The following is a 22008-nucleotide window of genomic DNA, read 5'->3' on the forward strand; positions in this document are numbered from 1 at the left end:
GTAGCCCGACGTGAAATGGTCGCGGGATGAGATCATGCCGGATGTTTGTATCCAACGAGTGAATACAGGGGAGTGAAGGCGTGCGAATCCTCGTACTCGGAGGAGACGGCTACCTCGGATGGCCGACCGCTGTGCACTTGTCCGACTGCGGCCACGATGTCGCCGTTGCCGACAACTACGCCCGCCGCGGCTACGACCACGAGCTCGGCGTGGAAAGCCTGGTGCCGATCGAGCCGATGCAGGTCCGCCTGGACGCCTGGCGGGAGGTCTCCGGCAAGTCGATCAAGTCCTACTACGGCGACCTGGTCGACGGCGAGTTCACCGCGGAGATGATCGCCGGCTTCCGGCCCGACGCGATCGTGCACTTCGCCGAGCAGCGGGCCGCGCCGTACTCGATGATCGACCGCCGACACGCGGTGTACACCCAGCAGAACAACGTGATCGGCAACCTCAACGTGCTGTTCGCGATCCAGCAGGTCGACCCGGACATCCACCTGGTCAAGCTCGGCACGATGGGCGAGTACGGCACGCCGAACATCGACATCGAGGAAGGCTGGCTGGAGGTCACCCACAACGGGCGGACCGACCGCATGCTGTATCCGAAGAAGCCGGGCTCGTTCTACCACCTGAGCAAGGTGCACGACAGCCACAACATCGAGTTCGCCTGCCGGGTCTGGGGGTTGCGCGCCACCGACCTCAACCAGGGCGTCGTCTACGGCCAGGAAACCCCGCAGACCGCGCAAGACATCCGGCTGGCGACCAGGTTCGACTACGACGCGATCTTCGGCACCGTGCTAAACCGGTTCGTCATCCAGGCCGTGCTCGGCCACCCGCTGACGGTGTACGGCACGGGCGGGCAGACCCGCGGCCTGATCGACATTCGCGACACCGTCGAGTGCATCCGGCTGGCCGCGGAGAACCCGGCCGACCGCGGCGAGTTCCGGGTGTTCAACCAGATGACCGAGAAGTACTCGGTGGGGGAGATCGCCAAGATCGTGGCCAACAGCTTCACGGGGTCGGTCGAGATCGAGTACCTGGACAACCCGCGGGTCGAGCAGGGCGAGCATTACTACAACGTCAAGCACACCGGCCTGGTGGAGCTGGGGCTGCGGCCGCACCTGCTGTCGAACACGCTCATCGAGTCGTTGTTCCGGGTGGCGGACAAGTACAAGGAGCGGGTCGACCTCGCCGCGCTACGGCCCACCGTCAACTGGCGCCAGGCCACCAGCCCGTTGCGTGAGGACCGCTGACCGATCGCAGCAGTGCTGCAATTGCATCCAACACTGCGCCGCGTGGCGGATGGAATATACCAACAAGGTTAGGCACACTTGGACCAACGCCGCGGTCACCGCCGTCGGTCGTGGTATTCGGGGAGCGGTGCCCCGGGCACGGAGCGTGAACTCCGCACCCGGGGCACCTACCGTGTGTCGGGGGGCTTCCACACGGTCTACCGAACAGTAACTCGTTCGGTTGATCCCTGCGATACGGCACGTGGGTAATCTTCGCGGTGCGTCAGCTTCCGACCGCTTCGGCGGATTGCTCGTCCACCTCGTCCAGCTTGTGCAGCTCGCGGCGTTCCGCCAAGATCACGCCCACCGCGTAGGCCAGCGCCGCCCCCCAAGCCACGACGATCACCGCGTAGATGACGGTCGGCAACGGGGTGGGCAGGTCGAAGTTCTTGATCAGCGTCCGGGCATTGGTCAGCACGATCAACCCGCCGGCCCCGACCCCGATCAGCCGCATCGGCACGATGCGCACCAGGTAGGCCGCCAGCGGCGCGGCGATCACGCCGCCCACCAGCAGTGCACCCACCGTGGTCCAGGACAGCTGCTGGTGCGACAGCGACGTCAGGAAGCCCAGGCTCGCCGCGGCGGCGATCAGGAACTCGCTGGTGTCCACCGAGCCGACCACCTTGCGCGGCTCGACCCTGCCGGTGCTCAGCAGCGTCGGCGTCGCCACCGAGCCCCAGCCGCCGCCCCCGGTGGCGTCCACGAACCCGGCCACCAGGCCGAGCGGGGCCAGCAGTTTCGGGCTGACGCCGGTGAGCTGGCGGCGCCGCAGCGGGCGGATCGCGAACCGCAGCAGCACGTAGATGCCGAGGGCGAGCAGGATCGTGGACATCCACGGCCCGGCGGCCTCGGTGGAGATGCTGCTCAGCGCGGTGGCGCCGAGGAACGCGCCGACGGCTCCCGGCACGCCGAGGGTGAGCACCACTTTCCAGTCCACGTTGCCGAACTTCCAGTGCGACAGCCCGGAGGCGACCGAGGTGCCGAGCTCGGCGAGGTGCACCGACGCCGACGCCAGGGCCGGGGTCAAGCCCGCGGTGAGCAGGATCGTCGTCGAGGTCACCCCGAAGGCCATGCCGAGTGAGCCGTCGACCAGCTTTGCGACGAAACCACCGATCGCGAAGATCAGGAAAGCTTGCACGATGTCTCCGTAGGTGCGTGGGGTGCCGGAAAACCGGCGCGCGACGAACCGCGGCGCGGCACCGCCCAGCCCGGCATCGAAACCGGGTGGGGAGAAGAGGTTGGGCGGGAGCGGTCTTACGGCGCTCGCCGACACCCTGCGGAGGTGACGCGGAGCAGGTCGACGTGGAGGCGCTGCACCAGCAGCCCCCACTGATCACCAGGCGTCATGGGAAACAGTGAAACAGATCCGCGATCGAGCGGCATCGGCTCCCAGAGTGCGGGAAGGCCCCGGCGCGGTCTCGCGCAGTGTGTGCCGAAGGCCACTTTCGGGGCGGATCGACCTCGCCGGTGGTGTGATCGGCGCGATCAGGTGCCGGCTCGCCGCGGGGGCCATTGGGTACGTCTCGGGTGGCCGCAGCGGCGTCGGCGTCGGCTGAGGCGGGGCGCCACGCCTGCTCGTTGCTATTTCGGACCAGCGAAAACGGCACGCGTCTCGATCGTTTGCGGAGATTCCCGGCCGGGCCGTCGGCTGCGCTCGGCCGCGCAGCGGATCTTTCCGGGCGGCGTTATTTGCGAGCCATCTTCATTAAGCACCCAGAGTGACGTTTCGGGCGGATATCGTGGGCCTTTTTTCCCCTAAACGAGTTAGAGGTTGCGTCTGTCGATAACCCTCAGCTACTTTCGCGCTAGTACGTCACGGTTCGGTCACGTCGATGTCTCGCCCCCGAGAGGCATCACCCGCAATCCCCCGGCGGGAAGCGACCGGATCCCCCGAGACGGAAGGTGAAGATGGGCAAGCACCGCAAGGAGGGCGGCCATCCCCCGAAGGCCGCCCTCCTGGTCCGCAACAAGGTCGTCGCGACGGTGGTCGCCGGCGGAGCCTTCGCCGCGGTCGGTCAGCCGCTGGCAACCGCCGATCCTGAGCAAGAGCTGCCCGTACACCCGCTGGCCAACTCGAAGAACCTGAGCCTGGCCGTCACCGGGACCGACACGAGCCCGGCCATTGTCCGGCTGCTCGGCAGCGAGACCGCGACCGACTCGTATGCCGAGGCGCAGAAGGTCCAGAAGAGCAAGGCGATCGAGCAGGCCCGCGAAGCCGCCCGCGTGGCGGCCGAGCGAGCTGCCCGAGCGGCGGCCGACCGGGCCGCGGCCGAGGCCAAGCGAGCGGCCGAGGAGCGGGAGCGGAAGGCAAGCGGCTTCGTCAAGCCCGCCGAAGGCACCTTCACCTCCGGCTTCGGCGCGCGGTGGGGCACCAGCCACAGGGGCATCGACATCGCCAACAAAATCGGCACCCCGATCCGGTCGGTGGCCGCCGGCAAGGTCATCGACGCCGGCCCGGCCAGCGGCTTCGGGCTGTGGATCCGGGTGCAGCACAACGACGGCACGATCACCGTCTACGGCCACATCAACACCATCGAGGTCAGCGTCGGCCAGCAGGTCGGTGCGGGCGACAAGATCGCCACGATGGGCAACCGCGGCCAGACCACCGGCCCGCACCTGCACTTCGAGGTGATCAAGAACGGCACCAAGATCGACCCGGTGCCCTGGCTGAACGAGCGCGGCATCGAGGTGTAACCCCAAGCGGCCGCCCGGGACCCGAAACCCCCGACGGGCCCCGGGCGGCTTTTTTTTAACATCCAGTCCAGGCAGTCCTAGCTAGCTCTTGCCGACCTTCTCGGTGGCTTGTTCCTCTTCGAGGCGTTGGCGGAGCCAGCCGAGGGTCCGGGCCAGCAGCCGGGACACGTGCATCTGGGAGATGCCGATCTGCTCGGCTATCTGCGTCTGGGTCATGCCGCGGAAGAACCGCATCACCAGGATCCGGCGCTCGCGGTCCGGCAGGTCCTCCAGCAGCGGCCGGACCATCTCGCGGTTCTCCACCTCGGCCAGCTCCGCGTCGTCGGAGCCGATCGCGTCGCCGAGCGGGATCTCGTCGGTGTCGGTGAGCAGTTCGTCCAGCGAGGCGCTGCGGTAGGCGTTGCCCGCCTCCAGGCCGCGGTAGACGTCGTCGGTGCTGATACCCAGGTGCTTGGCGAGTTCGCTCGGCGTCGGCGCCCGGCCCAGCTCCTGCGACAGCCGGGCGATCGCCGCCGACACCGACAAGTGCAGCTCCTGCAACCGGCGCGGCATCCGCACCGCCCAGCCGGTGTCCCGGAAGTGCCTGCGGACCTCGCCCATGATCGTCGGCACCGCGTAGGAGAGGAAGTCCACCCCGCGCTCCGGGTCGAACCGGTCCACCGCGTTGATCAGGCCCAGCGTCGCGACCTGGGTGAGGTCCTCCTGGGCCTCGCCGCGGTGGCTGAAGCGCCGGGCGATGTGCTCGGCCACCGGCAGGTGCTCGGTGACCAGCGTTTCGCGGAGCTCGGAACGCCGCGGATCCTGCTTGCCGAGCTTCGCGAGCTCGCGGAACAGCGGCGCCAGCCGGTCGTAGCGCTCGTTGCGCGAATGCGTGGTCGGCTTGGATTCCGCTCGTTTCACACGTGGGCCGTCCGTCCCTTGGTCAACTCGATCCGCACCAGGTGGCTGCCGTTGGCAGCTGGATCCGACTCGACCGAGGTTGACACAACGTCGGCCAATGCGCTCAGCACACGCCAGCTGAAGGTGTCCTTGCGGGGTCCGAACGCATCGTCGCTGATCACTTCCGCGGTGACCGACAGCCGGTCGTCGTCGGTGCGGAACCTGCAGACCAGCGTCGCCTCCGGGGCGGCCAGCCGGACCAGCGACGAGCACGCTTCGTCCACGGCCAACCGCAGGTCGGCGATCGAGTCGACGTCGTAGTCGGCGCGCATCGCGAGATCACCTACGACGGCTCGCATCACCGCCATCTGAGCGGCTTCAGCGGCGATGCGGACCTCGACCAGGTTCGTCGCGGCTGTCTCCGGCTCGACGTGCGCGAGCTCGCGTTCCACGCTCATCCCGGGCCACCTCGTCTCGGTCGGTGCAAGGCACACCTCACTCACAGTCACCTGGTACCCGAGGCCCGCACCGAACAAACGGACGCCCGCGCGACTACACCAGGGTGGTCCAGTAGTCCCAGAACGCCTGAAGGATCAGGACCACGATCATCAGATACCACACCGCGAGCACCACGCTGTGGAACTGGCGCAGCGCCGCGCCGAGGGACTTGCCGCCGCCGAAGTTGCCGGCTTCGAGGTTGTGCAGCGTCGTGTACCAGAACAACGCGATCGTCACGACCCACACGATCATGCAGTACGGGCACAGTGCGCCGATCTCGTAGAGGCTCTGCACCACCAGCCAGTGGATGAAGGCGACCGCGAGGATGGTGCCGAGCTGCATGCCCAGCCAGAACCAGCGAGGCGGCCGGAATCCGGCGAGCCCCACCACCCCGGCTGTGACCACGACCGGAAACGACGCCACCCCGATCAGCGGGTTCGGGAACCCGAACACCGCTGCTTGGGCGCTGTCCATCACCGAGCCGCACGAGATGATCGGGTTGATGCTGCAGGTCGGCACGTAGCCGGGATCGGCCAGCTTCTGCAGCTTCTCCAAGGTCAGCGCGAACGAACCCGCGAACCCGATCACCCCACCCACGACGTACAGCCAGCCGAGGCCGCGCGGGATACCGTTCGACTTGGGCGTCCCGGCAGGGGCCGGTTCCACGGCGTGGGCGGCGGTCACTTCACGAGCTCCTTGTCGAGCTCGCTGCGGAAGGCGTTGTTGAGCTCCTGGTAGGTCTTGACGTTGCCCGCGTCGAACTCCTTGCCGTTGACGAAGATCGTCGGCGTGCCCTGTACCCCGGCCTTGTTGCCGTCAGCGGCGTCCGCATCGATCTTGGTGTTGACCTGAGGCGAATTCATGTCCTGGTGGAACTTGTCCAGGTCCAGGCCGATCTGCTCGGCGTACTGGTCGAACAGCCCGCGGGCCTTGGCCTCGTCGGTGCTGACGTTCTGGCCGTCGGCGGCGAGGGCCCAGGCGTCGTAGTTGTCGTAGAGGGCGTGGTACATCTCGTTGAACTTGCCCTGCAGCGCGGCGGCCTCGGCGGCCTGCGCGGCGGGCCGGGCCAGCGGGTGCATGTTGAGCGGGAAGTTCCGGACGACGAAGGTGATCTTGCCCGCGTAGTCCTTCTCGACCTGCTTGGTCAGCGCCTCGTAGTACTGGTGGCAGGCCGGGCACTGGTAGTCGAGGAACTCGACGACGGTGACCCGGCTGTCAGGCGCCGACGTCAGCACGTTGCTCTCCGGCTTGCGCAGAATCTCGGCGGCCACCGCGTTCCCGCCGCCGGAGGGATTGGCGGAGTTGTTGTCCGCGCCGCCGCGGCTGAACAGCAGGACGCCGCCGATCACCACCACGGCGACGACCCCGACCACGATGGTGAGGATCACGTTCGTGGACAGCCCGCTTTTCTGGGTCACCGGATTCTTGTTCTTCGACATGGCGTGCTCTTCACCTTCGGCGTTCGGGCCCGCTCGCGCGGTGGGGACGGCAAATCCAGTTTCTCGCATTAACCCGAACGGGGATTCTGGCGGGGGCGAAACTCACAGGCCGTTCACAGCTCGTTCTCAGCTCGGCTGGTTTGCCCGATCGAGAAGAACGGGTATTCATCAATCGATGAACGACCCCTTGCGCCTGCTCGACGACGCCGAACGCGGTGAACTGCGGTCCTGGTCCGGCGGAACCTGGCACGAGCCCGCGCTGGCGACGCTGACCCACCACCGGTTCTCCGCCCCGGACTGGATCTTCGAGCGCAAGCTCGACGGGGCGCGGGTGATCGCCGGTTGCGACGGGGGCCGGCCGCTGCTGTGGTCGCGCAACCACAAGCGGGTCGACGCCGCGTATCCGGAGATCATCGACGCGCTTGCCGAGCAGGGCGCCGACCGGTTCGTGCTGGACGGCGAGATGGTCGCTTTCGAGGGCGACCAGACGAGCTGCGCCCGGTTGCAGAAGCGCATCAACCTCACCGATCCGCGCGCGGCCCGCCGCACCGGCGTGGCGGTCTACTACTACGTGTTCGACCTGATCGCCTTCGGCGGCGTGGACCTGACGGACCTGTCGCTGCGCACCCGCAAACGCATGTTGCGCGAGTGCTTCGACTTCACCGATCCGCTGCGGTTCAGCGCGCATCGGGCCGGCAACGGCGAGGAGTTCTACCGCGAAGCGTGCCGCCGCGGCTGGGAGGGCCTTATCGCCAAGTGCGCGGACCGGCCCTACCGCGGCGGGCGCAGCCGCGACTGGTTGAAGTTCAAGTGCGTCGCCGACCAGGAATTCGTCATCGGCGGCTACACCGACCCCAAGGGCTCCCGGTTCGGTTTCGGAGCGTTGCTGGTCGGCTACTACGCGGATTCGCGGCTGCGCTACGCGGGTAAGGTCGGGACCGGCTACGACGAGCGGACGCTGCGCGATCTGCGCGGCAAGCTCGACGAGCTGGCCCGCGACAGCTCACCGTTCGCCGACCCGGTGGTCGAGCGCGACGTGCACTGGGTGACGCCGGAACTGGTAGCGCAGGTCGGCTTCACCGAGTGGACCGGCGACGGCAAGCTGCGGCATCCCCGCTTCTCGGGGCTGCGCAACGACAAACGTCCGCTGGACGTGGTCCGCGAGGCCTAGCGGTTGACGCTTGTGATGAGCATTTGGTTGGCCGCCGGCTGCACCGAGGTTTCCGATTGCGGGGGGTTCCACGTCGAGAGCGCAACGGTCGTCACGACCATCAATACCGTTCCGACAACCGACACGAAGGTGCGGCTGTTGCTCTGCATGGCAAGTGCCCCCGATTTCTCGCTCAGGAAAAAGGCGAATGCGGCGAACGTCACTCAGGCGTTCCACTCTGGGTGTCGCCACGCGGGGGGCCAACGTTAGCGACCGGGTCCATGTTCCCGGTGTGATGCGGAACTCCCTGGTGCGGGTCGTTTTCGGGCGGTGCGGCCCACATTCCCCGTTGCTGCAGGTGATGGATCAGCAACTGTCCGGTACGGGTGACGTGCTGGTGCATCGCGGCGCGTGATCCTGCCGGGTCCCGCAGCCGCAACGCGGCCAGCAGCGCCTGGTGGTCGGTCGCGGCCATCTCCCGCCAGCCCGGCACGTCGACGGTGGTGCTGCGCGGCGTGTAGTGCATCGCGATTCCGAGGAACCAGGCCAGTTTCGGCGAATCCGCGGCCATCCAGAGCACGGCGTGGAAGCGGGTCACCAGCTCGCCCATGTCGAGCAGTGCGAACTGGCAAGCGGTCTCGATTTCCTCTTGCAGCGCACCGAGTTCGGCGAGCCATTCGGCGTCGATCTGGTGCGCCGCGCGGGCCGCGAGCTCGCCCGCGATGGTGGCCTGCAGCCGGTGGGCGTCCTCGAAGTCCTGCCGGCTCAGCGACGCCACGGTGAACCCGCGGCGTGGTTCGAGGTCGACGAAGCCCTCGCCGCGCAGTGCCAGCAGCGCCTCCCGCACCGGGGTGACGCTGACGCCGAGTTGTTCGGCGAGGCGTTCCAGGTGCAGGTGCTCGCCCTGCCGCAGCTGGCCAGTCATGATCTGTTCCCGCAGCCGACCGGCGAGCTCGTCGGGAAGCCGGGGGGAGCGTGCCCGCATCGCCGCGTCGATCATCGCTGCGCCGCCCCGCGCGACGTCGATGTACCGGTTGTGTCGCCTGTCACGTGCAACTTGATACCACCTGCCGGGAGTAGTCGGTTCTGGTCATGGACGTTCCCCGCCTGGAGGACCTGCTCGACCTCGTCGAGCAGGACGCAGACCGGTTCCTCCGGCCGCACCCAGCCGGTGTCGAAGCGCCGCCTGTTCGGTGGGCTGCTGCTCGCCCAGTCGATCGCCGCCGCCGGTCGCACGGTCGCCGACGGCCGGTGCACTCGATGCACGCGCTGTTCGTGCGGGCCGCCGACCCGACCGACCTCATCGAGTACACAGTGGACAGGATTCGCGACGGCGGGGCGACTTCTGCGCGGCGGGTGATCGCCTGCCAAGCGGCGTCGAGGTGTTCAGCGCGCTGGTCTCCTTCCGGCGCGGCGGCGACGGCCCGCGGCACCAGGCTGAGTTCTCGCCGGCCACCGCGCCGGAGGAGCTGCTGCCGCTGCACGAGCGGTTCGCCGACACCGACGTGCCGATCCCGGACTGGTGGCGCAAGCCCCGCGCGATCGAACTCTGCCACGTCGACGACCCCCCGTACCCGCCGCCGGTGCAACCCTGCGACAACTCCCGCCACCTGGTGTGGATGCGCGCCCCGGAGAAACTGCCGGACGACCCGCTGTTGCACGCCTGCGCGCTGGCCTACGCCTCGGACATGACGCTGCTGGAGCCGGTGTTCCTGCTGTACGGCGTCGACCGCCACGCCGAGGATCTGCAGCTGGCCAGCCTGGATCACGCGATGTGGTTCCACGAAGACCTCCGCGCCGACGAGTGGCTCCTCTACGACCAGGACTGCCCGGTTGCGGCGGGCGGGTGCTTGGAGGCGGCAACGTCTTCGACCGTTCCGGCCGCCACGTCGCGACCGTCGCGCAGGAAAGACTGCTGCGCATCCAGCGGTGAGCGGACTAGTTTCCGGGCTCGGGAGGGTTGTCAGGCCGGTATCGTCCTGGGCGTGGTAGCTGATCCTGCCGACTCCGCCGCCGAAGTCACGCATGCGCTGGCCAGAGCTCGCCTCGCGGACGTGCCCGCCCTCACCGAGCGGCTGATGGCCGCGATCTTCACCGACAACCCGGAGTGGACCGACTACAGCCCGGTTCCCAAGGAGGACCTCTGGGAGGGCTGTCGCCAGTACCTCGAACGCATCCTGCAGATACTCAGCGGCGAGGTGCCCGGGCCCGATGGCGACGACGTGGCCGCTGCCATCGGCCGCCGCCGCGCCGAGCAGGGCGTGCCGCTGGAGGTGATGCTGCGGACGTTCCGGCTGGGCGGCCGGATCGCCTGGGAGGCGCTGGTCGATCAGGCGCACCAGGACGGCGCCGACCCGGACTCGATGTTGAGCGTGGCCACCTCGGTGTGGACCGTGATCGACGGGTTGTCCTCGACGCTGTCGACGTCGTACCGAAACACCGAGCTGGACCGGCTGCGCCGGGACGACCAGCGGCGCCACGCCCTGGTGGAGGACCTGCTCGCGGGCCGCGCGCGCGACACCGCCTTCGCGCAACGCACCGCGAAGGAGCTTGACCTGCCCACCGGTGGCTTGTACCTGGTGATCGTCGCCGAGATGTCCAACGACGGCAGTTTCGCGCTGCGCGGGCACCAGGACACCTTGACTGCCTTGCACTTCCGCTCGGTGTGGCAGGTGCGTGCCGATTCGCTGGTTGGGCTGGTTGCGCTGGAGCAGGGGAAGAAGGACCTCGCGCTGGACGCGCTGCGGCCGCTGGCGCGGGGCCGGGTCGCGGTGTCGCCGTCGGTGCGCGGCCTCGCGGAGGTGGGCGTCGCCCACCAGCTCGCCCTCACCACGCTCGGCACCTCGTCGTACGGGGCGGCGGAGCTGGTGACCTTGGAGGAGCGGTTCCCGGAGGCGCTGTTGGTGCACTCGTCCGACCTGGCGCAGCGGCTGCTGGAGTCCCAGCTCGGCCCGATCCTGGAGCTGCCGGTCAAGGAGCGCGACATGCTCCTGGAAACCCTGACGGCCTGGCTGGAGGAGAACTGCTCGACGGCTAACGCGGCGGTCCGGCTCCACTGCCACCGCAACACGGTCCTCAACCGCCTGCACCGCATCACGTCCCTGATCGGCCAATCCCTCTACGGCCGAACGGCCTACGTCTCCCTGTCGCTGGCGCTGTCCGCGCTGCGGCTCCGCGACGGCCTGCGGGACTAGGGAGCCGAGCGGCTGTGCAAAGGCGTCATTCGGACAACTTGATCGTTTCACGCTTCGCGGGGCGGTGCCGGGGTCGAACCGGCACCGTCATCTTGCGGTTTCGTGCCTAGGTGTGCCTGTGGCCCTGTGGCGGCCGCCTAGAACACGCTGGGTGACTTTCTCGTTACATGTTGTGTGCGTCACGCCCAGAAATGTGCGGTTTGCACATCTGCGTTGAAAGAAGTCTGGGCGAGCGGGCATAGCGCAGAAGTGGTCGTGCTCACGACACTCAGGGTAAGAATTGCCCACTCGATCCGGGCTTTCCGTAACCGGCGCGTGCAGTCAAAGGAGCACAGCGAAGTGCAGGAGTTCGACCTTCTCGTGGTGGGCGGCGGTCCCGGTGGATACGTCGCCGCGATCCGGGCCGCGCAGCGTGGCCTCGCGGTCGGCGTGGTGGAAAAGGAGCGGCCCGGCGGGGTCTGCTTGAACTGGGGCTGCATCCCGACCAAGGCGATGCTTCGCTCGGCCGAGGTGTACGAAACCGTGCTGCACGCGGCCGATTTCGGGGTGAACGTCGAGAACGTCACCATCGATTACGACACGATCACGCGCCGCAAGAGCAGCGTCGTCAAGGGCCTCACCGACGGTGTTGCGGGCCTGCTGAAGGGCAACGGTGTCACCGTCATCAACGGACACGCCCGGTTCACCGGCCCGACCACCGTGGACGTCTACGCCACCGGTGAGTCGCCGCTGGGTGCCGACGGCCCCCGCTACGCCGCCGAACCGGCCGGCGCGCAGCCGATCGAACAGGTCAAGGCCCGCGACGTGATCATCGCCACCGGCTCGGTCCCCGTGCAGCTGCCGCTGCCCGGCGCGGACCTGCCCGGCGTGATCACCTCCGACGGCGCCTTCGGCCTCACCGATGTGCCCAAGCGCATCGCGATCATCGGCGGCAGTGCGGTCGGCGCCGAGTGGGCGACGCTGTTCGCCACCCTCGGCAGCGAGGTCAGCATCATCGAGATGCAGAAGACCCTGGTACCCGCCGAGGACGTCGAGGTCGGCAAGGCGCTGGGCCGCTCGTTCACCAAGCGCGGCATCAAGGTCCTCACCGAGGCGACCGTGTCCCGCGTCGACCAGGCCGCCGACGGCCTGCGAGTGACTGTCGGTAGTGCCAAGACGCAGCAGACCGACACGCAGATCGACGCCGACGTCGTCCTGGTCGGCGTGGGCCGCAAGCCCAACACCGCCAGCCTGGACCTGGACAAGGCCGGCGTCGCCACCAACGAGCGCGGCTTCATCACCGTCGACGACAAGCTGCGCACCAACGTCGAGCACGTCTACGCGATCGGTGACGTCACCGGCAAGGCGCTGCTCGCGCACGTCGCGTCGCACCAGGGCGTGGTCGCGGCCGAGACGATCGCCGGGCACCATGCCGCGATCGACTACAACGTCATCCCGGCCGCCACTTTCACCCACCCGGAGATCGCCAGCGTCGGGCTCACCGAGGCCAAGGCGATCGAGGCCGGCCACGAAGTGGTCGCCGCCAAGTTCCCGTTCGCCGCGCTCGGTCGCGCGCAGAGCTACGGCGACACCGAGGGCTTCCTGAAGATCGTCGCCGGCAAGAAGTACGGCGAGGTCCTGGGCGTGCACATCATCGGGCACTCCGCCAGCGACCTGATCACCGAGGGGGCCCTGGCCATGGCGCTGGAAGCCACCCTCGACGAACTCGCCGAGACCATCCACGCGCACCCGACCCTTGGCGAGATCGGCATGGAGGCGGCGATGGCCGCGCTGGGCCTGCCGATCCACGTCGCGCCGCCGAAGAAGCGCTGAGCGAAGACCAATGAGTGTTTCAGAAGTTTGCGTAGCGGTGCCACAAGCGCAACCTCGGACGCCGTCTCGCTCCGGGATCCCCGACATCATGAATGCCAATTCACCACGTCGAGGCAGGTCCTCGCAGAGAATCCCAGCGGGGTGGGACCAGCCTGAGAACCTGCGGCGGTGCGAGTTGAGTCCCACACCGCAAGCGGCTGCCGCCGCTTCTGAAACGGCCAACCGAAGAGGGGATCTGTGATGGCACAGACTGTTACCCGCACCAAACCGGCCACGCGCGCCACCAAGTCGCGCCGCAGCGGCTCGGTACGCCGCTCCGGCGTCGGACGGTTCGCCGGTGAGTCGCCGGAGCTCCTGAAGGACTACTTCTACGAGATGACCCTGATCCGCCGCTTCGAGGAGCGCGCGGCGCAGGGCTACACCCAGGCCAAGATCGGCGGCTACTGCCACCTCAACCTCGGTGAGGAAGCCACCATCGTCGGCCTGATGCGTTCGCTGCGCAAGAGCGACCTGCTGTTCGCCGGCTACCGCGAGCACGGCTACGCGATCGCCAAGGGCATCGAGCCCGGCCGCGTGATGGCCGAACTGTACGGCCGTACCACCGGCACTTCCAAGGGCTGGGGCGGATCGATGCACATGTTCGACGTGGAGGCCGGGCTGCTCGGCGGCTACGGCATCGTCGGCGGCCAGATCCCGCTGGCCACCGGTGCCGCGCTGGCCATCGACTACCGCGGCGGCGACCAGGTCGTGATGTGTCAGATGGGCGACGGCACGACCAACATCGGCGCCTTCCACGAGGCGCTGAACATCGCCGCGTTGTGGAACCTGCCGGTGGTGTACGTGGTGATCAACAACCAGCTCGGGATGGGCACGACGGTCGACAAGGCCTCCGCCGAGCCGGAGCTGTACAAGCGTGCCGCGGCCTACCGGATGCACAGCGAGCGAGTGGACGGCAACGACGTGCTGGCCGTCCGCGACGCGGCGACCCGGCTGGTCGAGCAGGCCCGCGAGACCGGTCGCCCGGCGCTGCTGGAGGCGGTCAGCGAGCGGCTGAAGGGCCACTCGGTGGTCGACCCGGCGAAGTACCGCAGCGAGGAGTCGGTCGAGCAGGCCAAGCAGGCCGACCCGGTGGCGAACTTCCGGGCCGAGTTGATCGAGGCGGGCGTCCTGGACGAGGACGCCGCCGTGGAGATCGAGCGCAAGGCCCAGGCCGAGGTCGACGCGGCGGTCGCGTTCGCCGACGACAGCCCGCACCCGGACCCCTCGACGCTGTTCGACTACACCTACGCCACCCCGGTGGCCAACGACTCGCGGCGCCTGCCGGCCGACCCGGTCTTCTGAGGCACCCGCCCGCGATCTAGCGACACCCCGCCACTGAGGCCCGTGGATCTCTGCGACGCCAATTCGAGAGATCCACGGGATCCCCCCAATGCTTTTGTGCAGGAGAAACACCGTTGGCCGTCATCACGTATCGCCAAGCGTTGCACGACACGCTTCGTGACGAAATGCTGCGCGATGAGGACGTCTTCCTCATCGGCGAGGAAATCGGGGTCTTCGAAGGCTCCTACAAGATCACCGCCGGGCTGCTGAAGGAATTCGGCGAGAAGCGGGTGCGCGACACCCCGATTGCCGAAGAGGGCTTCGTCGGTGCCGCGATCGGCGCGGCCATGCTGGGCCTGCGGCCGGTCGTGGAACTGATGACGATCAACTTCTCGTTGATCGCACTGGACCAGATCGTCAACCACGCGGCCAAGATCTACGGCATGTTCGGCGGCCAGACCAGCGTGCCGATGGTGCTGCGCACCCCGGGCGGCGGCGGTCAGCAGCTGGGCGCCACCCACTCGCAGAACATCGAGCTGTACTACGCGTTCGTGCCGGGCCTGAAGGTCGTCGCACCGAGCACGCCGGCCGACGCCAAGGCGCTGCTGCTCGCGTCCATCCGGGACAACGACCCGGTGCTGTTCCTGGAGAACCTCGCGCTGTACAACACCAAAGGCGAGGTCCCGGACGTCGTAGAGCCCGCCGAGATCGGGAAGGCGAAGGTGACCAAGCAAGGCACCGACGTCACCATCATCGGTTATTCGCGGATGGCGATGGTCGCCCAGCAGGTCGCGGAGAAGCTGCAGGCGGAAGATGGCATCAACGCCGAGGTCGTCGACCTGCGCAGCCTGCGGCCGTTGGACCGCGAGACGGTCGTGCAGTCGGTGCGCAAGACCGGCTGCGCCGTGATCGCCGAGGACGACTGGCTGACCTATGGCATCGGCGCGGAAATCGCCGCGTCCATTTCGGACGGTGCGTTCGATTACCTGGACGCCCCGGTGCGCCGGGTCGCGGCCGCCGAGGTCCCGCTGCCCTACGCCAAGCCGCTGGAGCGCGCCGCGCTGCCGTCGGCAGAGTCCCTTACGACTGCGGTCCGCCAGACGCTGGACGCCGTCGGCCGTCGCCGCTGAGGCCTGTGCTCACCCGAGGAAGACCATGACTGAGATTCAGATGCCGAGGCTCTCCGACACGATGGAGGAGGGCGTTATATCGACCTGGCACAAGAACGTCGGCGACCAGGTCAGCCGCGGCGAAGTGATGGCCGAGATCGAGACCGACAAGGCCGTCATGGAGCTGGAGGCCTACGACGACGGGGTGCTGGAGAAGATCCTCGTCGAGGCGGGCGCGACGGTGCCGATCGGCACCCCGATCGCGATCCTCGGCGACGGCTCCGGCGCCGCGGCGGAAGCCGCCCCGGCCCCTGCGCCCGTCGCCGCCCCGGCCCCGGCTGCCGCCGAGGCTCCGGCCCCGGCCGAGCCCGCTGCTCCGGCGCCCGAGCCTGCCGCCGTGGCTGCGCCCGCCGAGCCGGGTGCGAAGCCGAAGGCGTCGCCGCTGGCCAAGGCGGTCGCCAAGGAGAAGGGCGTCGACCTGTCGACGGTGCAGGGCACCGGGCCCGGCGGGCGGATCATCCGCGCCGACATCGAGGCCGCCACAGCGACCGCAGCGACCGCACCGGCCGCTGCTGTTCCGGCTGCCGCCGCTCCGGCTGCCCCGGTGGCGGTCTCCAGCGAGGACGTCGAGGAGATCCCGCTCAGCAACATCCGGAAGGTGACCGCGAAGCGCCTCACGGAGAGCAAGCAGCAGGCCCCGCACTTCTACCTGACCAGCGCCATCGACGTCACCGACCTGATGGCCTTCCGGGCGACCCTCAACGAGCGCCTGCAGGCCGCGGGCGGCCCGAAGGTCAGCGTCAACGACCTGATCGTCAAGGCGGTGGCCACGGCCTTGCGTGCCAATCCGGCGGTGAACGTCTCGTTCGCCGGCGACAAGATGCTGCAGCACAAGCGCATCAACCTCGGCGTCGCGGTGGCCATCGACAACGGCCTGGTCGTGCCGGTGATCAAGGACGCCGACCGCAAGAGCGTCTCGGAGATCGCCGCGGAGAGCCGGGAGCTGGCCGGGCGGGCCCGCGAGGGCAAGCTGAAGCTTGCCGAGATGTCCGGCGGCACCTTCTCGATCTCCAACCTGGGCATGTTCGGCATCGAGCAGTTCAGCGCGGTGATCAACCCGCCGGAGGCGGCGATCTTGGCGGTCGGCGCGGCCCGCGACGAGGTGCAGGTGCGCGACGGCGAGTTCGTGGCGCGCAAGATCCTGCGGGCGACGCTGTCGGCGGACCACCGGGCGGTGGACGGCGCGGTCGGCGCGGCGTTCCTGCAGCTGCTGACCGGGCTCCTGGAGGACCCGATCCGCATCATCGCCTGACGATCGGCGACTCGGGCCCCTTCCGCGACGACCTCGACTCTCGCGGAGGGGGCCTTCTTCATGCACCGATCGTGTGCGGCTGCGAAGAGATCTGGGAAAACGGGAGCGGATCGCCGTTCCACCGCGTCGGACGGATGTCGCGGTGGCTGGCCTTCTAGGGGTGGGCCAGCCACCGCCCGGCGCGTTCCTGCGCGGCAGCCGGGGATATCGGTATCGCGGCGAACACGAAGGCGGCCAGCAAAGGCGACCGTCCACTGTGGATCGGCTTCAGCTCGGGGCGTCGACCAGCTCGGGTCAGCCGGTCTAGCGCGAACGGGATGCTGGAGACCGTGGCCGAGCCCAGCGCCATGATCAGGTCGTAGTCGTCTAGCAGCACCAGCGCGCCGCGCTTGGCAGCCGGCAGGTTGTTCAGCAGCGCGGCCGGGATCACGCCCAGCGGAAGCAGCACGTCATGGTCGGTGATGCGCGGCGATGCGCTGCGGCGCGGACTTGAGCCCCGCCGCGCCGTAGCGGTTCGGCGCGGCTCCAGGTGCACAAACGACGTCGAGCGCCTCGTGAGGCGGATCACGCCGGTCGCTCGCGGGGGTATGGTGAATCGGGAGAGATCGCACAGGCACCATGCGTGATCAAGCTGCCGGGATGCTGGAGTCGCGATGAGTGACGATGACGTGTTCGGCCGTCGCTGGGTGCTCGCGGAGGACGAGCTGCTGAGGATGCTCTGGCGCAGCCACGCCGGGGAGAGCCCGGACGTGCTGCTGCTGGAACTGCATGCGAACCGCCAGGAGGAGCGCCGCAACCGCGGGCCGTCCGGCGGGCGGACGCCCAGGTCGGTGCCGCATCCGCGGCGCAACAGGTACCGGGTGGTGCGCTGATCCGCCGGTTTCCCGCCCGGTGGTGAGGCTGCGGCCGATACGGTGGGTGTTGATCGCCACCGCACGGGAGACCAATCCTGATGAGTTCGTTCTTCGTCGGAGTCCGCACGCTTGGCACCGGTTTCGGCATCCTCCTGCGCAGCCCGAAGCTGCTGCTCCTCGGCGCGCTGCCGGCGCTGATCAGCGCCGTGCTGCTGCTGGGCGGCATGGGATCGCTGATCTACTTCAGCCCGGACCTGGTCACCTGGATGACGCCGTTCGCCGACGGCTGGGTCGATGCCGTCCGCCAGGCGGTGCGCATCCTGGTGGGCGTGGCGGTGGTCGCCGCCGCCGGGCTGCTGGCGTCGGTTTCGTTCATCGCAGTCACGTTGCTCATCGGTGGCCCGTTCTACGAGCACATCGCCGAGCAGACGGAGCAGCGGCTCGGGTTGGACACCTCCGACGACGGCGCCGGTTTCACGCGCCAGTTCGGCCGCGGTCTGCGGGACTCGCTGAAGCTGGTGGGCGTCGCGCTGGCCGGCGCGATCGTGCTGTTCGCCATCGGATTCATCCCGGTGGTCGGGCAGATCGCGGCTCTGGTGCTGGGCGCTCTGTTCGGGTCGTGGCTGGTCACCTTGGAGATGGTCGGGCTGGTGTTCCAGCGGCGCGGCCTGCGCTTCGCCGACCGGCGCAGGGCGCTGCGGCGGCACCGGGCCGTGGTGTTCGGGTTCGGGCTGCCGACCTACCTGCTGTGCCTGATCCCGGTCGCGCAGCTCGTGGTGATCCCGTCGGCCGTGGTCGGCGGCACGTTGCTCGCGCACCGGGTGTTGGGGCCGGTTCCCCGGCAGGACGGCGTTACGCAGCGGTGATCCGTGGGGTAACTCGTCCGGCCTAGAGTCGGTGTTGTGACACAGCCGACACAGCCAGTGCAGCCCGATGACTCCTACCTGCGTGCCGTCTCCGCGGCCACCGAGCGGGCGGTGGCCGTGGCCGAGCCGATCCACTCCGATTTCGCCGGGGCCGACGAGGCGCTGCGCGCCGACGTGCAGCGGTGGGTGGACGGTCACGCCGAGGACCTCGTTGCGTTGAGCCGGGATCTGCACGCGCACCCGGAGGAGGCGTTCGCCGAGCACCGCTCGGCGGCTCGGGCCGCCGAGCTGCTGCGGTCCCACGGGCACGATGTCGAGGTGGGAGTCGGCGGGCTGGACACGGCGTTGCGCGCCGAGAGCGGTGGCGACGGCCCGCACGTCGCGGTGCTGGCGGAGTACGACGCGCTGCCGGGCATCGGGCACGGCTGCGGGCACAACATCATCTGCTCGGCGGCGGTCGGCGGGTTCCTCGCCGCGGCCACCGTGGTGTCGGCCACCGGTGGCCGGGTGAGCTTGTTCGGCACCCCTGCAGAGGAGGGCGGCGGAGGCAAGGAGCACCTCGCCAGGGCTGGGCTTTTCGACGATGTCGACGCGGTCGTGATGCTGCACCCGTTCTCGCACGACATCGCCGTCCACCCGTTCCTGGGGCGGCGCCAGGTCGAGGTGATCTTCCACGGTGTGGCCGCGCATGCCGCCGCACAGCCGTTCATGGGCCGCAACGCGCTCGACGCGGTCGTGGCGACCTACCAGGGCGTTGCGGCGATGCGGCAGCACATGCCGTCAACGGACCGCGTGCACGGGATCATCACCGACGGAGGCAAGCGCCCCAACGTCGTGCCCGCCCGCGCCGCGGCGCTGTTCTACGTGCGTTCCGCCGAGCCCGGGTCGTTGCGGGACCTCGCCGCCCGGATCGAAGCGATCGCGCACGGCGCGGCCTCGATGACGGGCTGCGGTGTGGAGCTGTGCTGGGACAACAACCCCGCCTACCTGCCCATTCGGCACAACGACGTGCTGGCGGCCCGCTGGGCCGAGCACCAGGCCCGCCGGGGTCGGACGTCCTTGCCGTGCGGAGTCGTGCCGGAGTACCTCACCGGCTCGACGGACCTCGGCAACCTCAGCTACCGGCTCCCGGCCATCCACCCGATGATCGGCCTCGGCGACCCGAACCTCTCGTTGCACACCGAGGAATTCGCCGCCGCGGCGGGCTCTCCGGCGGGTGACCGAGCGGTCCTCGACGGCGCCATCGGCCTGGCACTGACCACAGTGGACTACCTGGTCGACGCGGACCTCCGCCAAGCGGTCCGGGCCGAATTCCAGGCCGTAGGCGGCGCCCTGGACGTCGCCACCTACTTCGACTGACAGCCGCCCGCGATGTAATCGGTTTCCGGTTCGGCTCGTCATTCGGCGCGAGAAGTCCGCCAAAGGTCGGAAATGTACTAGAAAACGATTACACTCGGGTGGCAGGAGACGGAGGAGGTGGCGTGGGCGTCACGATCCACGACGTGGCGGCGCGGGCCGGGGTGTCGGTGGCGACCGCCTCACGCGCGATGTCCGGTCAGCGCGGCGTGCGGGCGGAGAACCGGGATAAGGTGCTCGCGGCGGCCCGCGAGCTCGACTACGAGCCGAACGTCGTCGCCGCGTCCCTGCGCAGCCGCACCACGCACACCATGGGCATGGTCGTGCCCCGCATCGGCAACCCGTTGTTCGCCACGCTCGTCGAGTCGGTGGAGAAGCAGCTGCAATACGGGCAGCGCAGCCTGTTGCTGGCCAACTCGCACCACGAGCCGGAGACCGAGCGGCGCCAGGTCCGCGCGCTGCTGGACCGCCGCGTCGATGCGCTGATCGTGATCCCCTGCCACCGCGAGCGCAGCGGCGAAGTGCTGGCCGCAGCCGCCGCGCGGGTTCCCGTCATCCAGCTCGGCCTGCGGGTGGACGGCTTCGCGGGCAGCTGGGTCGGGGTCGACAACGAGGCGGGGATGAGCCAGGTCGTGCGGCATCTGCTCGGCCGCGGCGCGCGGCGCCTGGTGTTCGTCGGGTCGAAGCCGGCGGACTCGTCCGCGCAAGCCCGGCTGGACGGTTACCGGCGAGCTGCGGGCGACGGCGGCGATGTGCTGCTCGGCGACGTCGGCAAGCAATGGGGCCAGCAGGCCGGGAAGGAGCTGCTGACACGGGCCTTGCTGCCGGAGGGCATCGTGTGTGGCAACGACACGATCGCCCTGGGCGTGCTGGACGAACTGGCGCGGCGCAGGGTGCGAGTGCCGGAGGACGTCCGGGTCACGGGCTTCGACGACCTCCCGTACGCCGAGCTGGCCCAGCCGGCTCTGACGACGGTGCGGCAGCCGCAGGAGCAGATCGCGGCCGAAGCGGTCCGGATGCTGGGCGCCCGCGTCTCCGGGGACGAGACCGTGCCCAGGCGGATCGCCATCGCCCCGGAACTCGTGGTGCGCGCCTCCGGCTAGGCTGGCGGCGGCCTGTCCCCGAAGCCCTGGATGTCTATTGTGGACGATTTAGTGCGGGAATGGACCGCGCAGCTGCTGGATTCCGGCAACGTCGCCGCGCTGATCGCCGGCGTGATCTCGCTGGTGCTGGTGCTCGGCCGGAACACCTGGCTGCTGCTGCGCAACGTCGTGACTATCGCCCACGAGGGCGGCCACGCGGGTGTCGCGCTGCTCAGCGGGCGCAAGCTCAACGGCATCCGGCTGCACTCCGACACTTCGGGGCTGACCGTCTCGACCGGCAAGCCGACCGGGCCGGGCATGGTGTTCACCCTGGTGGCGGGTTATCCGGCGGTGTCGCTGCTGGGGCTCGGCGGCGCGTGGCTGGTCACCGTGGACCTGGCCCAGGTGATGCTCTGGGCGTGCGTCGCGCTGCTCGCAGCGATGCTGCTGGCGATCCGCAACGCCTACGGCGTGCTGTCGATCGTGGTCACCGGTGGCGTGATCTTCGCCGTGTCCTGGTTCGCGACCCCGGCGTGGCAGGCGCTGTGCTGCGCGCTGTTCAGCTGGTTCCTGCTGTTCGGCGGCCTGCGTCCGATCGCCGAGCTGCGCCGCAAGCGCGCCGGCGGCCGCGCACCGAACTCCGACGCCGACCAGCTCGCGAGGCTCACGGGGCTACCCGCCGCGCTGTGGCTGGCCTGCTGGGTCCTCATCGGCCTGGCCGCCCTCGTCTTCGGCGCGCGCTGGCTCCTGCTGATGCCTCAGGTGTGATCAGGTAGACGTAGTGCGCAGACTCCCGGATTTATCCGTGGGGTTAGCACGTCAAGTGCGATGCTGACGTGCCCAGCGGTAATCCTGCCAACGTTAGATAGCTCGGCGCTGTATAGTGCTGGGTATGGCCGTCACGCTGCGATCGAACGCGAACATCACCTTTCAGTGCGCGTTCCACGTCGTGTGGTGCCCGAAATACCGGCGCCGGGTCATCGGTGGCCGGATGGAAGAACGCTTGAAGCAGCTCATCCGGGAAGTCGTCGAGGAGAAGGGGGCGTGGCTGGTGGAGCTGGAAACGATGCCGGACCACGTTCACCTTCTCGTCGAAGTCGACCCGCAGTACGGGGTGCACAAGCTGGTCAAAGCGATTAAGGGATGTTCGTCGC

At 68.9% G+C, this 22008-nt stretch carries 24 protein-coding genes and 1 pseudogene; 15 read left to right on the forward strand and 10 right to left on the reverse strand.

From position 1 onward, the window contains the following. The first annotated feature begins 80 nt into the window (after positions 1-80). The gene (locus ACWDKQ_RS05555) at positions 81-1250 is read left to right on the forward strand and encodes an NAD-dependent epimerase/dehydratase family protein (protein WP_450137551.1); all 1170 of its coding nucleotides are present in this window, start codon (positions 81-83) and stop codon (positions 1248-1250) included. Between the two features lie 262 nt (positions 1251-1512). Here ACWDKQ_RS05555 and ACWDKQ_RS05560 read toward each other — a convergent pair whose 3' ends face one another. Both ACWDKQ_RS05560 and ACWDKQ_RS05565 read right to left on the reverse strand, forming a co-directional pair. Next, positions 1513-2427 (reverse strand): sulfite exporter TauE/SafE family protein, encoded by a 915-nt coding sequence (locus tag ACWDKQ_RS05560; RefSeq protein ID WP_450137552.1) that lies wholly within the window; start codon positions 2425-2427, stop codon positions 1513-1515. A gap of 116 nt (positions 2428-2543) precedes the next feature. Beyond that, positions 2544-2672 carry a putative leader peptide gene (locus ACWDKQ_RS05565; RefSeq protein WP_450137553.1) on the reverse strand — a complete coding sequence of 43 codons (129 nt, stop codon included), beginning with the start codon at positions 2670-2672 and terminating at the stop codon, positions 2544-2546. 525 nt (positions 2673-3197) lie between these two features. Between ACWDKQ_RS05565 and ACWDKQ_RS05570 the strand changes: the two genes are divergently transcribed. After that, positions 3198-3983: a M23 family metallopeptidase gene (locus ACWDKQ_RS05570; protein WP_450137554.1), complete on the forward strand. Its 786-nt coding sequence runs from the start codon at positions 3198-3200 to the stop codon at positions 3981-3983. Between the two features lie 81 nt (positions 3984-4064). Here the strand turns inward: ACWDKQ_RS05570 and ACWDKQ_RS05575 are convergent, their stop codons facing one another. From ACWDKQ_RS05575 to ACWDKQ_RS05590, 4 genes are all read right to left on the reverse strand, one after another. Next, positions 4065-4883 (reverse strand): SigB/SigF/SigG family RNA polymerase sigma factor, encoded by an 819-nt coding sequence (locus ACWDKQ_RS05575; RefSeq protein ID WP_450137555.1) that lies wholly within the window; start codon positions 4881-4883, stop codon positions 4065-4067. After that, the gene (locus ACWDKQ_RS05580; protein ID WP_450137556.1) at positions 4880-5320 is read right to left on the reverse strand and encodes an ATP-binding protein; all 441 of its coding nucleotides are present in this window, start codon (positions 5318-5320) and stop codon (positions 4880-4882) included. Before ACWDKQ_RS05580 ends, ACWDKQ_RS05575 begins: the two co-directional genes overlap by 4 nt. A 94-nt stretch (positions 5321-5414) precedes the next feature. Further along, positions 5415-6044: a vitamin K epoxide reductase family protein gene (locus ACWDKQ_RS05585; protein WP_450137557.1), complete on the reverse strand. Its 630-nt coding sequence runs from the start codon at positions 6042-6044 to the stop codon at positions 5415-5417. Next, positions 6041-6799: a DsbA family protein gene (locus tag ACWDKQ_RS05590; protein WP_450137558.1), complete on the reverse strand. Its 759-nt coding sequence runs from the start codon at positions 6797-6799 to the stop codon at positions 6041-6043. The genes ACWDKQ_RS05585 and ACWDKQ_RS05590 overlap by 4 nt, the downstream gene beginning before the upstream one ends. Before the next feature lie 175 nt (positions 6800-6974). Between ACWDKQ_RS05590 and ligD the strand changes: the two genes are divergently transcribed. Then, positions 6975-7970 (forward strand): non-homologous end-joining DNA ligase, encoded by a 996-nt coding sequence (ligD, locus tag ACWDKQ_RS05595; protein ID WP_450137559.1) that lies wholly within the window; start codon positions 6975-6977, stop codon positions 7968-7970. Here the strand turns inward: ligD and ACWDKQ_RS05600 are convergent. From ACWDKQ_RS05600 to ACWDKQ_RS05610, 3 genes are read right to left on the reverse strand one after another with little or no spacing between them, the layout of a single operon-like run. After that, complete coding sequence (locus ACWDKQ_RS05600) at positions 7967-8173, reverse strand: hypothetical protein (protein ID WP_450137560.1); 207 nt, start codon at positions 8171-8173, stop codon at positions 7967-7969. The two genes, ligD and ACWDKQ_RS05600, sit on opposite strands and share 4 nt — an antisense overlap. Further along, entirely contained in the window at positions 8170-8949 is a 780-nt protein-coding gene (locus ACWDKQ_RS05605; protein WP_450137561.1) for a GntR family transcriptional regulator, read from the reverse strand. Before ACWDKQ_RS05605 ends, ACWDKQ_RS05600 begins: the two co-directional genes overlap by 4 nt. Next, positions 8946-9215 carry a hypothetical protein gene (locus ACWDKQ_RS05610; RefSeq protein WP_450137576.1) on the reverse strand — a complete coding sequence of 90 codons (270 nt, stop codon included), beginning with the start codon at positions 9213-9215 and terminating at the stop codon, positions 8946-8948. Before ACWDKQ_RS05610 ends, ACWDKQ_RS05605 begins: the two co-directional genes overlap by 4 nt. Between ACWDKQ_RS05610 and ACWDKQ_RS05615 the strand changes: the two are divergent. The 6 genes and pseudogenes from ACWDKQ_RS05615 to ACWDKQ_RS05640 all read left to right on the forward strand — a co-directional run. Then, positions 9210-9275: pseudogene (locus tag ACWDKQ_RS05615) on the forward strand (hypothetical protein); the annotation flags it as partial. The gene ACWDKQ_RS05610 and the pseudogene ACWDKQ_RS05615 sit on opposite strands and share 6 nt — an antisense overlap. A gap of 56 nt (positions 9276-9331) precedes the next feature. Next, on the forward strand, positions 9332-11143 hold the full coding sequence (locus ACWDKQ_RS05620; protein WP_450137562.1) for a helix-turn-helix domain-containing protein: 1812 nt from the start codon (positions 9332-9334) through the stop codon (positions 11141-11143). 339 nt (positions 11144-11482) lie between these two features. Beyond that, positions 11483-12955: a dihydrolipoyl dehydrogenase gene (gene lpdA / locus ACWDKQ_RS05625; protein ID WP_450137563.1), complete on the forward strand. Its 1473-nt coding sequence runs from the start codon at positions 11483-11485 to the stop codon at positions 12953-12955. A 240-nt stretch (positions 12956-13195) separates the two neighbouring features. Next, positions 13196-14296 carry a pyruvate dehydrogenase (acetyl-transferring) E1 component subunit alpha gene (gene pdhA / locus ACWDKQ_RS05630; protein WP_450137564.1) on the forward strand — a complete coding sequence of 367 codons (1101 nt, stop codon included), beginning with the start codon at positions 13196-13198 and terminating at the stop codon, positions 14294-14296. Between the two features lie 113 nt (positions 14297-14409). Next, the gene (locus tag ACWDKQ_RS05635; protein ID WP_450137565.1) at positions 14410-15405 is read left to right on the forward strand and encodes an alpha-ketoacid dehydrogenase subunit beta; all 996 of its coding nucleotides are present in this window, start codon (positions 14410-14412) and stop codon (positions 15403-15405) included. 25 nt (positions 15406-15430) lie between these two features. Then, on the forward strand, positions 15431-16696 hold the full coding sequence (locus ACWDKQ_RS05640) for a pyruvate dehydrogenase complex dihydrolipoamide acetyltransferase (protein WP_450137566.1): 1266 nt from the start codon (positions 15431-15433) through the stop codon (positions 16694-16696). Positions 16697-16850: 154 nt separating this feature from the next. Here the strand turns inward: ACWDKQ_RS05640 and ACWDKQ_RS05645 are convergent, their stop codons facing one another. After that, positions 16851-17264, reverse strand: a complete 414-nt coding sequence (locus ACWDKQ_RS05645) for a hypothetical protein (protein ID WP_450137567.1) — start codon at positions 17262-17264, stop codon at positions 16851-16853. Between the two features lie 85 nt (positions 17265-17349). Between ACWDKQ_RS05645 and ACWDKQ_RS05650 the strand changes: the two genes are divergently transcribed. From ACWDKQ_RS05650 to tnpA, 6 genes are all read left to right on the forward strand, one after another. Then, positions 17350-17568, forward strand: coding sequence for a hypothetical protein (locus ACWDKQ_RS05650; RefSeq protein WP_450137568.1), 219 nt, complete (start codon positions 17350-17352; stop codon positions 17566-17568). 80 nt (positions 17569-17648) lie between these two features. Beyond that, complete coding sequence (locus ACWDKQ_RS05655; protein ID WP_450137569.1) at positions 17649-18416, forward strand: EI24 domain-containing protein; 768 nt, start codon at positions 17649-17651, stop codon at positions 18414-18416. 57 nt (positions 18417-18473) lie between these two features. Then, positions 18474-19775, forward strand: a complete 1302-nt coding sequence (locus ACWDKQ_RS05660) for a M20 family metallopeptidase (protein ID WP_450137570.1) — start codon at positions 18474-18476, stop codon at positions 19773-19775. A 122-nt stretch (positions 19776-19897) separates the two neighbouring features. Continuing rightward, on the forward strand, positions 19898-20875 hold the full coding sequence (locus ACWDKQ_RS05665) for a LacI family DNA-binding transcriptional regulator (RefSeq protein WP_450137571.1): 978 nt from the start codon (positions 19898-19900) through the stop codon (positions 20873-20875). A 30-nt stretch (positions 20876-20905) separates the two neighbouring features. Next, positions 20906-21622 carry a M50 family metallopeptidase gene (locus tag ACWDKQ_RS05670; protein WP_450137572.1) on the forward strand — a complete coding sequence of 239 codons (717 nt, stop codon included), beginning with the start codon at positions 20906-20908 and terminating at the stop codon, positions 21620-21622. A gap of 124 nt (positions 21623-21746) precedes the next feature. After that, positions 21747-22008 (forward strand): IS200/IS605 family transposase (tnpA, locus tag ACWDKQ_RS05675; RefSeq protein ID WP_450137573.1); only part of this gene is annotated, 262 nt, incomplete at its 3' end.

Source organism: Saccharopolyspora sp. NPDC000995 (assembly GCF_053599315.1).

Bases quoted from the DNA above. Each gene is read 5' to 3' on its own strand.
- ACWDKQ_RS05565 (WP_450137553.1), bottom strand. From the start codon at position 2,672: ATGCCGCTCGATCGCGGATCTGTTTCACTGTTTCCCATGACGCCTGGT.
- ACWDKQ_RS05570 (WP_450137554.1), top strand. From the start codon at position 3,198: ATGGGCAAGCACCGCAAGGAGGGCGGCCATCCCCCGAAGGCCGCCCTC.
- ACWDKQ_RS05580 (WP_450137556.1), bottom strand. From the start codon at position 5,320: ATGAGCGTGGAACGCGAGCTCGCGCACGTCGAGCCGGAGACAGCCGCG.
- ACWDKQ_RS05590 (WP_450137558.1), bottom strand. From the start codon at position 6,799: ATGTCGAAGAACAAGAATCCGGTGACCCAGAAAAGCGGGCTGTCCACG.
- ligD (WP_450137559.1), top strand. From the start codon at position 6,975: ATGAACGACCCCTTGCGCCTGCTCGACGACGCCGAACGCGGTGAACTG.
- ACWDKQ_RS05605 (WP_450137561.1), bottom strand. From the start codon at position 8,949: ATGATCGACGCGGCGATGCGGGCACGCTCCCCCCGGCTTCCCGACGAG.
- pdhA (WP_450137564.1), top strand. From the start codon at position 13,196: ATGGCACAGACTGTTACCCGCACCAAACCGGCCACGCGCGCCACCAAG.
- ACWDKQ_RS05640 (WP_450137566.1), top strand. From the start codon at position 15,431: ATGACTGAGATTCAGATGCCGAGGCTCTCCGACACGATGGAGGAGGGC.
- ACWDKQ_RS05650 (WP_450137568.1), top strand. From the start codon at position 17,350: ATGAGTGACGATGACGTGTTCGGCCGTCGCTGGGTGCTCGCGGAGGAC.
- ACWDKQ_RS05655 (WP_450137569.1), top strand. From the start codon at position 17,649: ATGAGTTCGTTCTTCGTCGGAGTCCGCACGCTTGGCACCGGTTTCGGC.
- ACWDKQ_RS05670 (WP_450137572.1), top strand. From the start codon at position 20,906: ATGTCTATTGTGGACGATTTAGTGCGGGAATGGACCGCGCAGCTGCTG.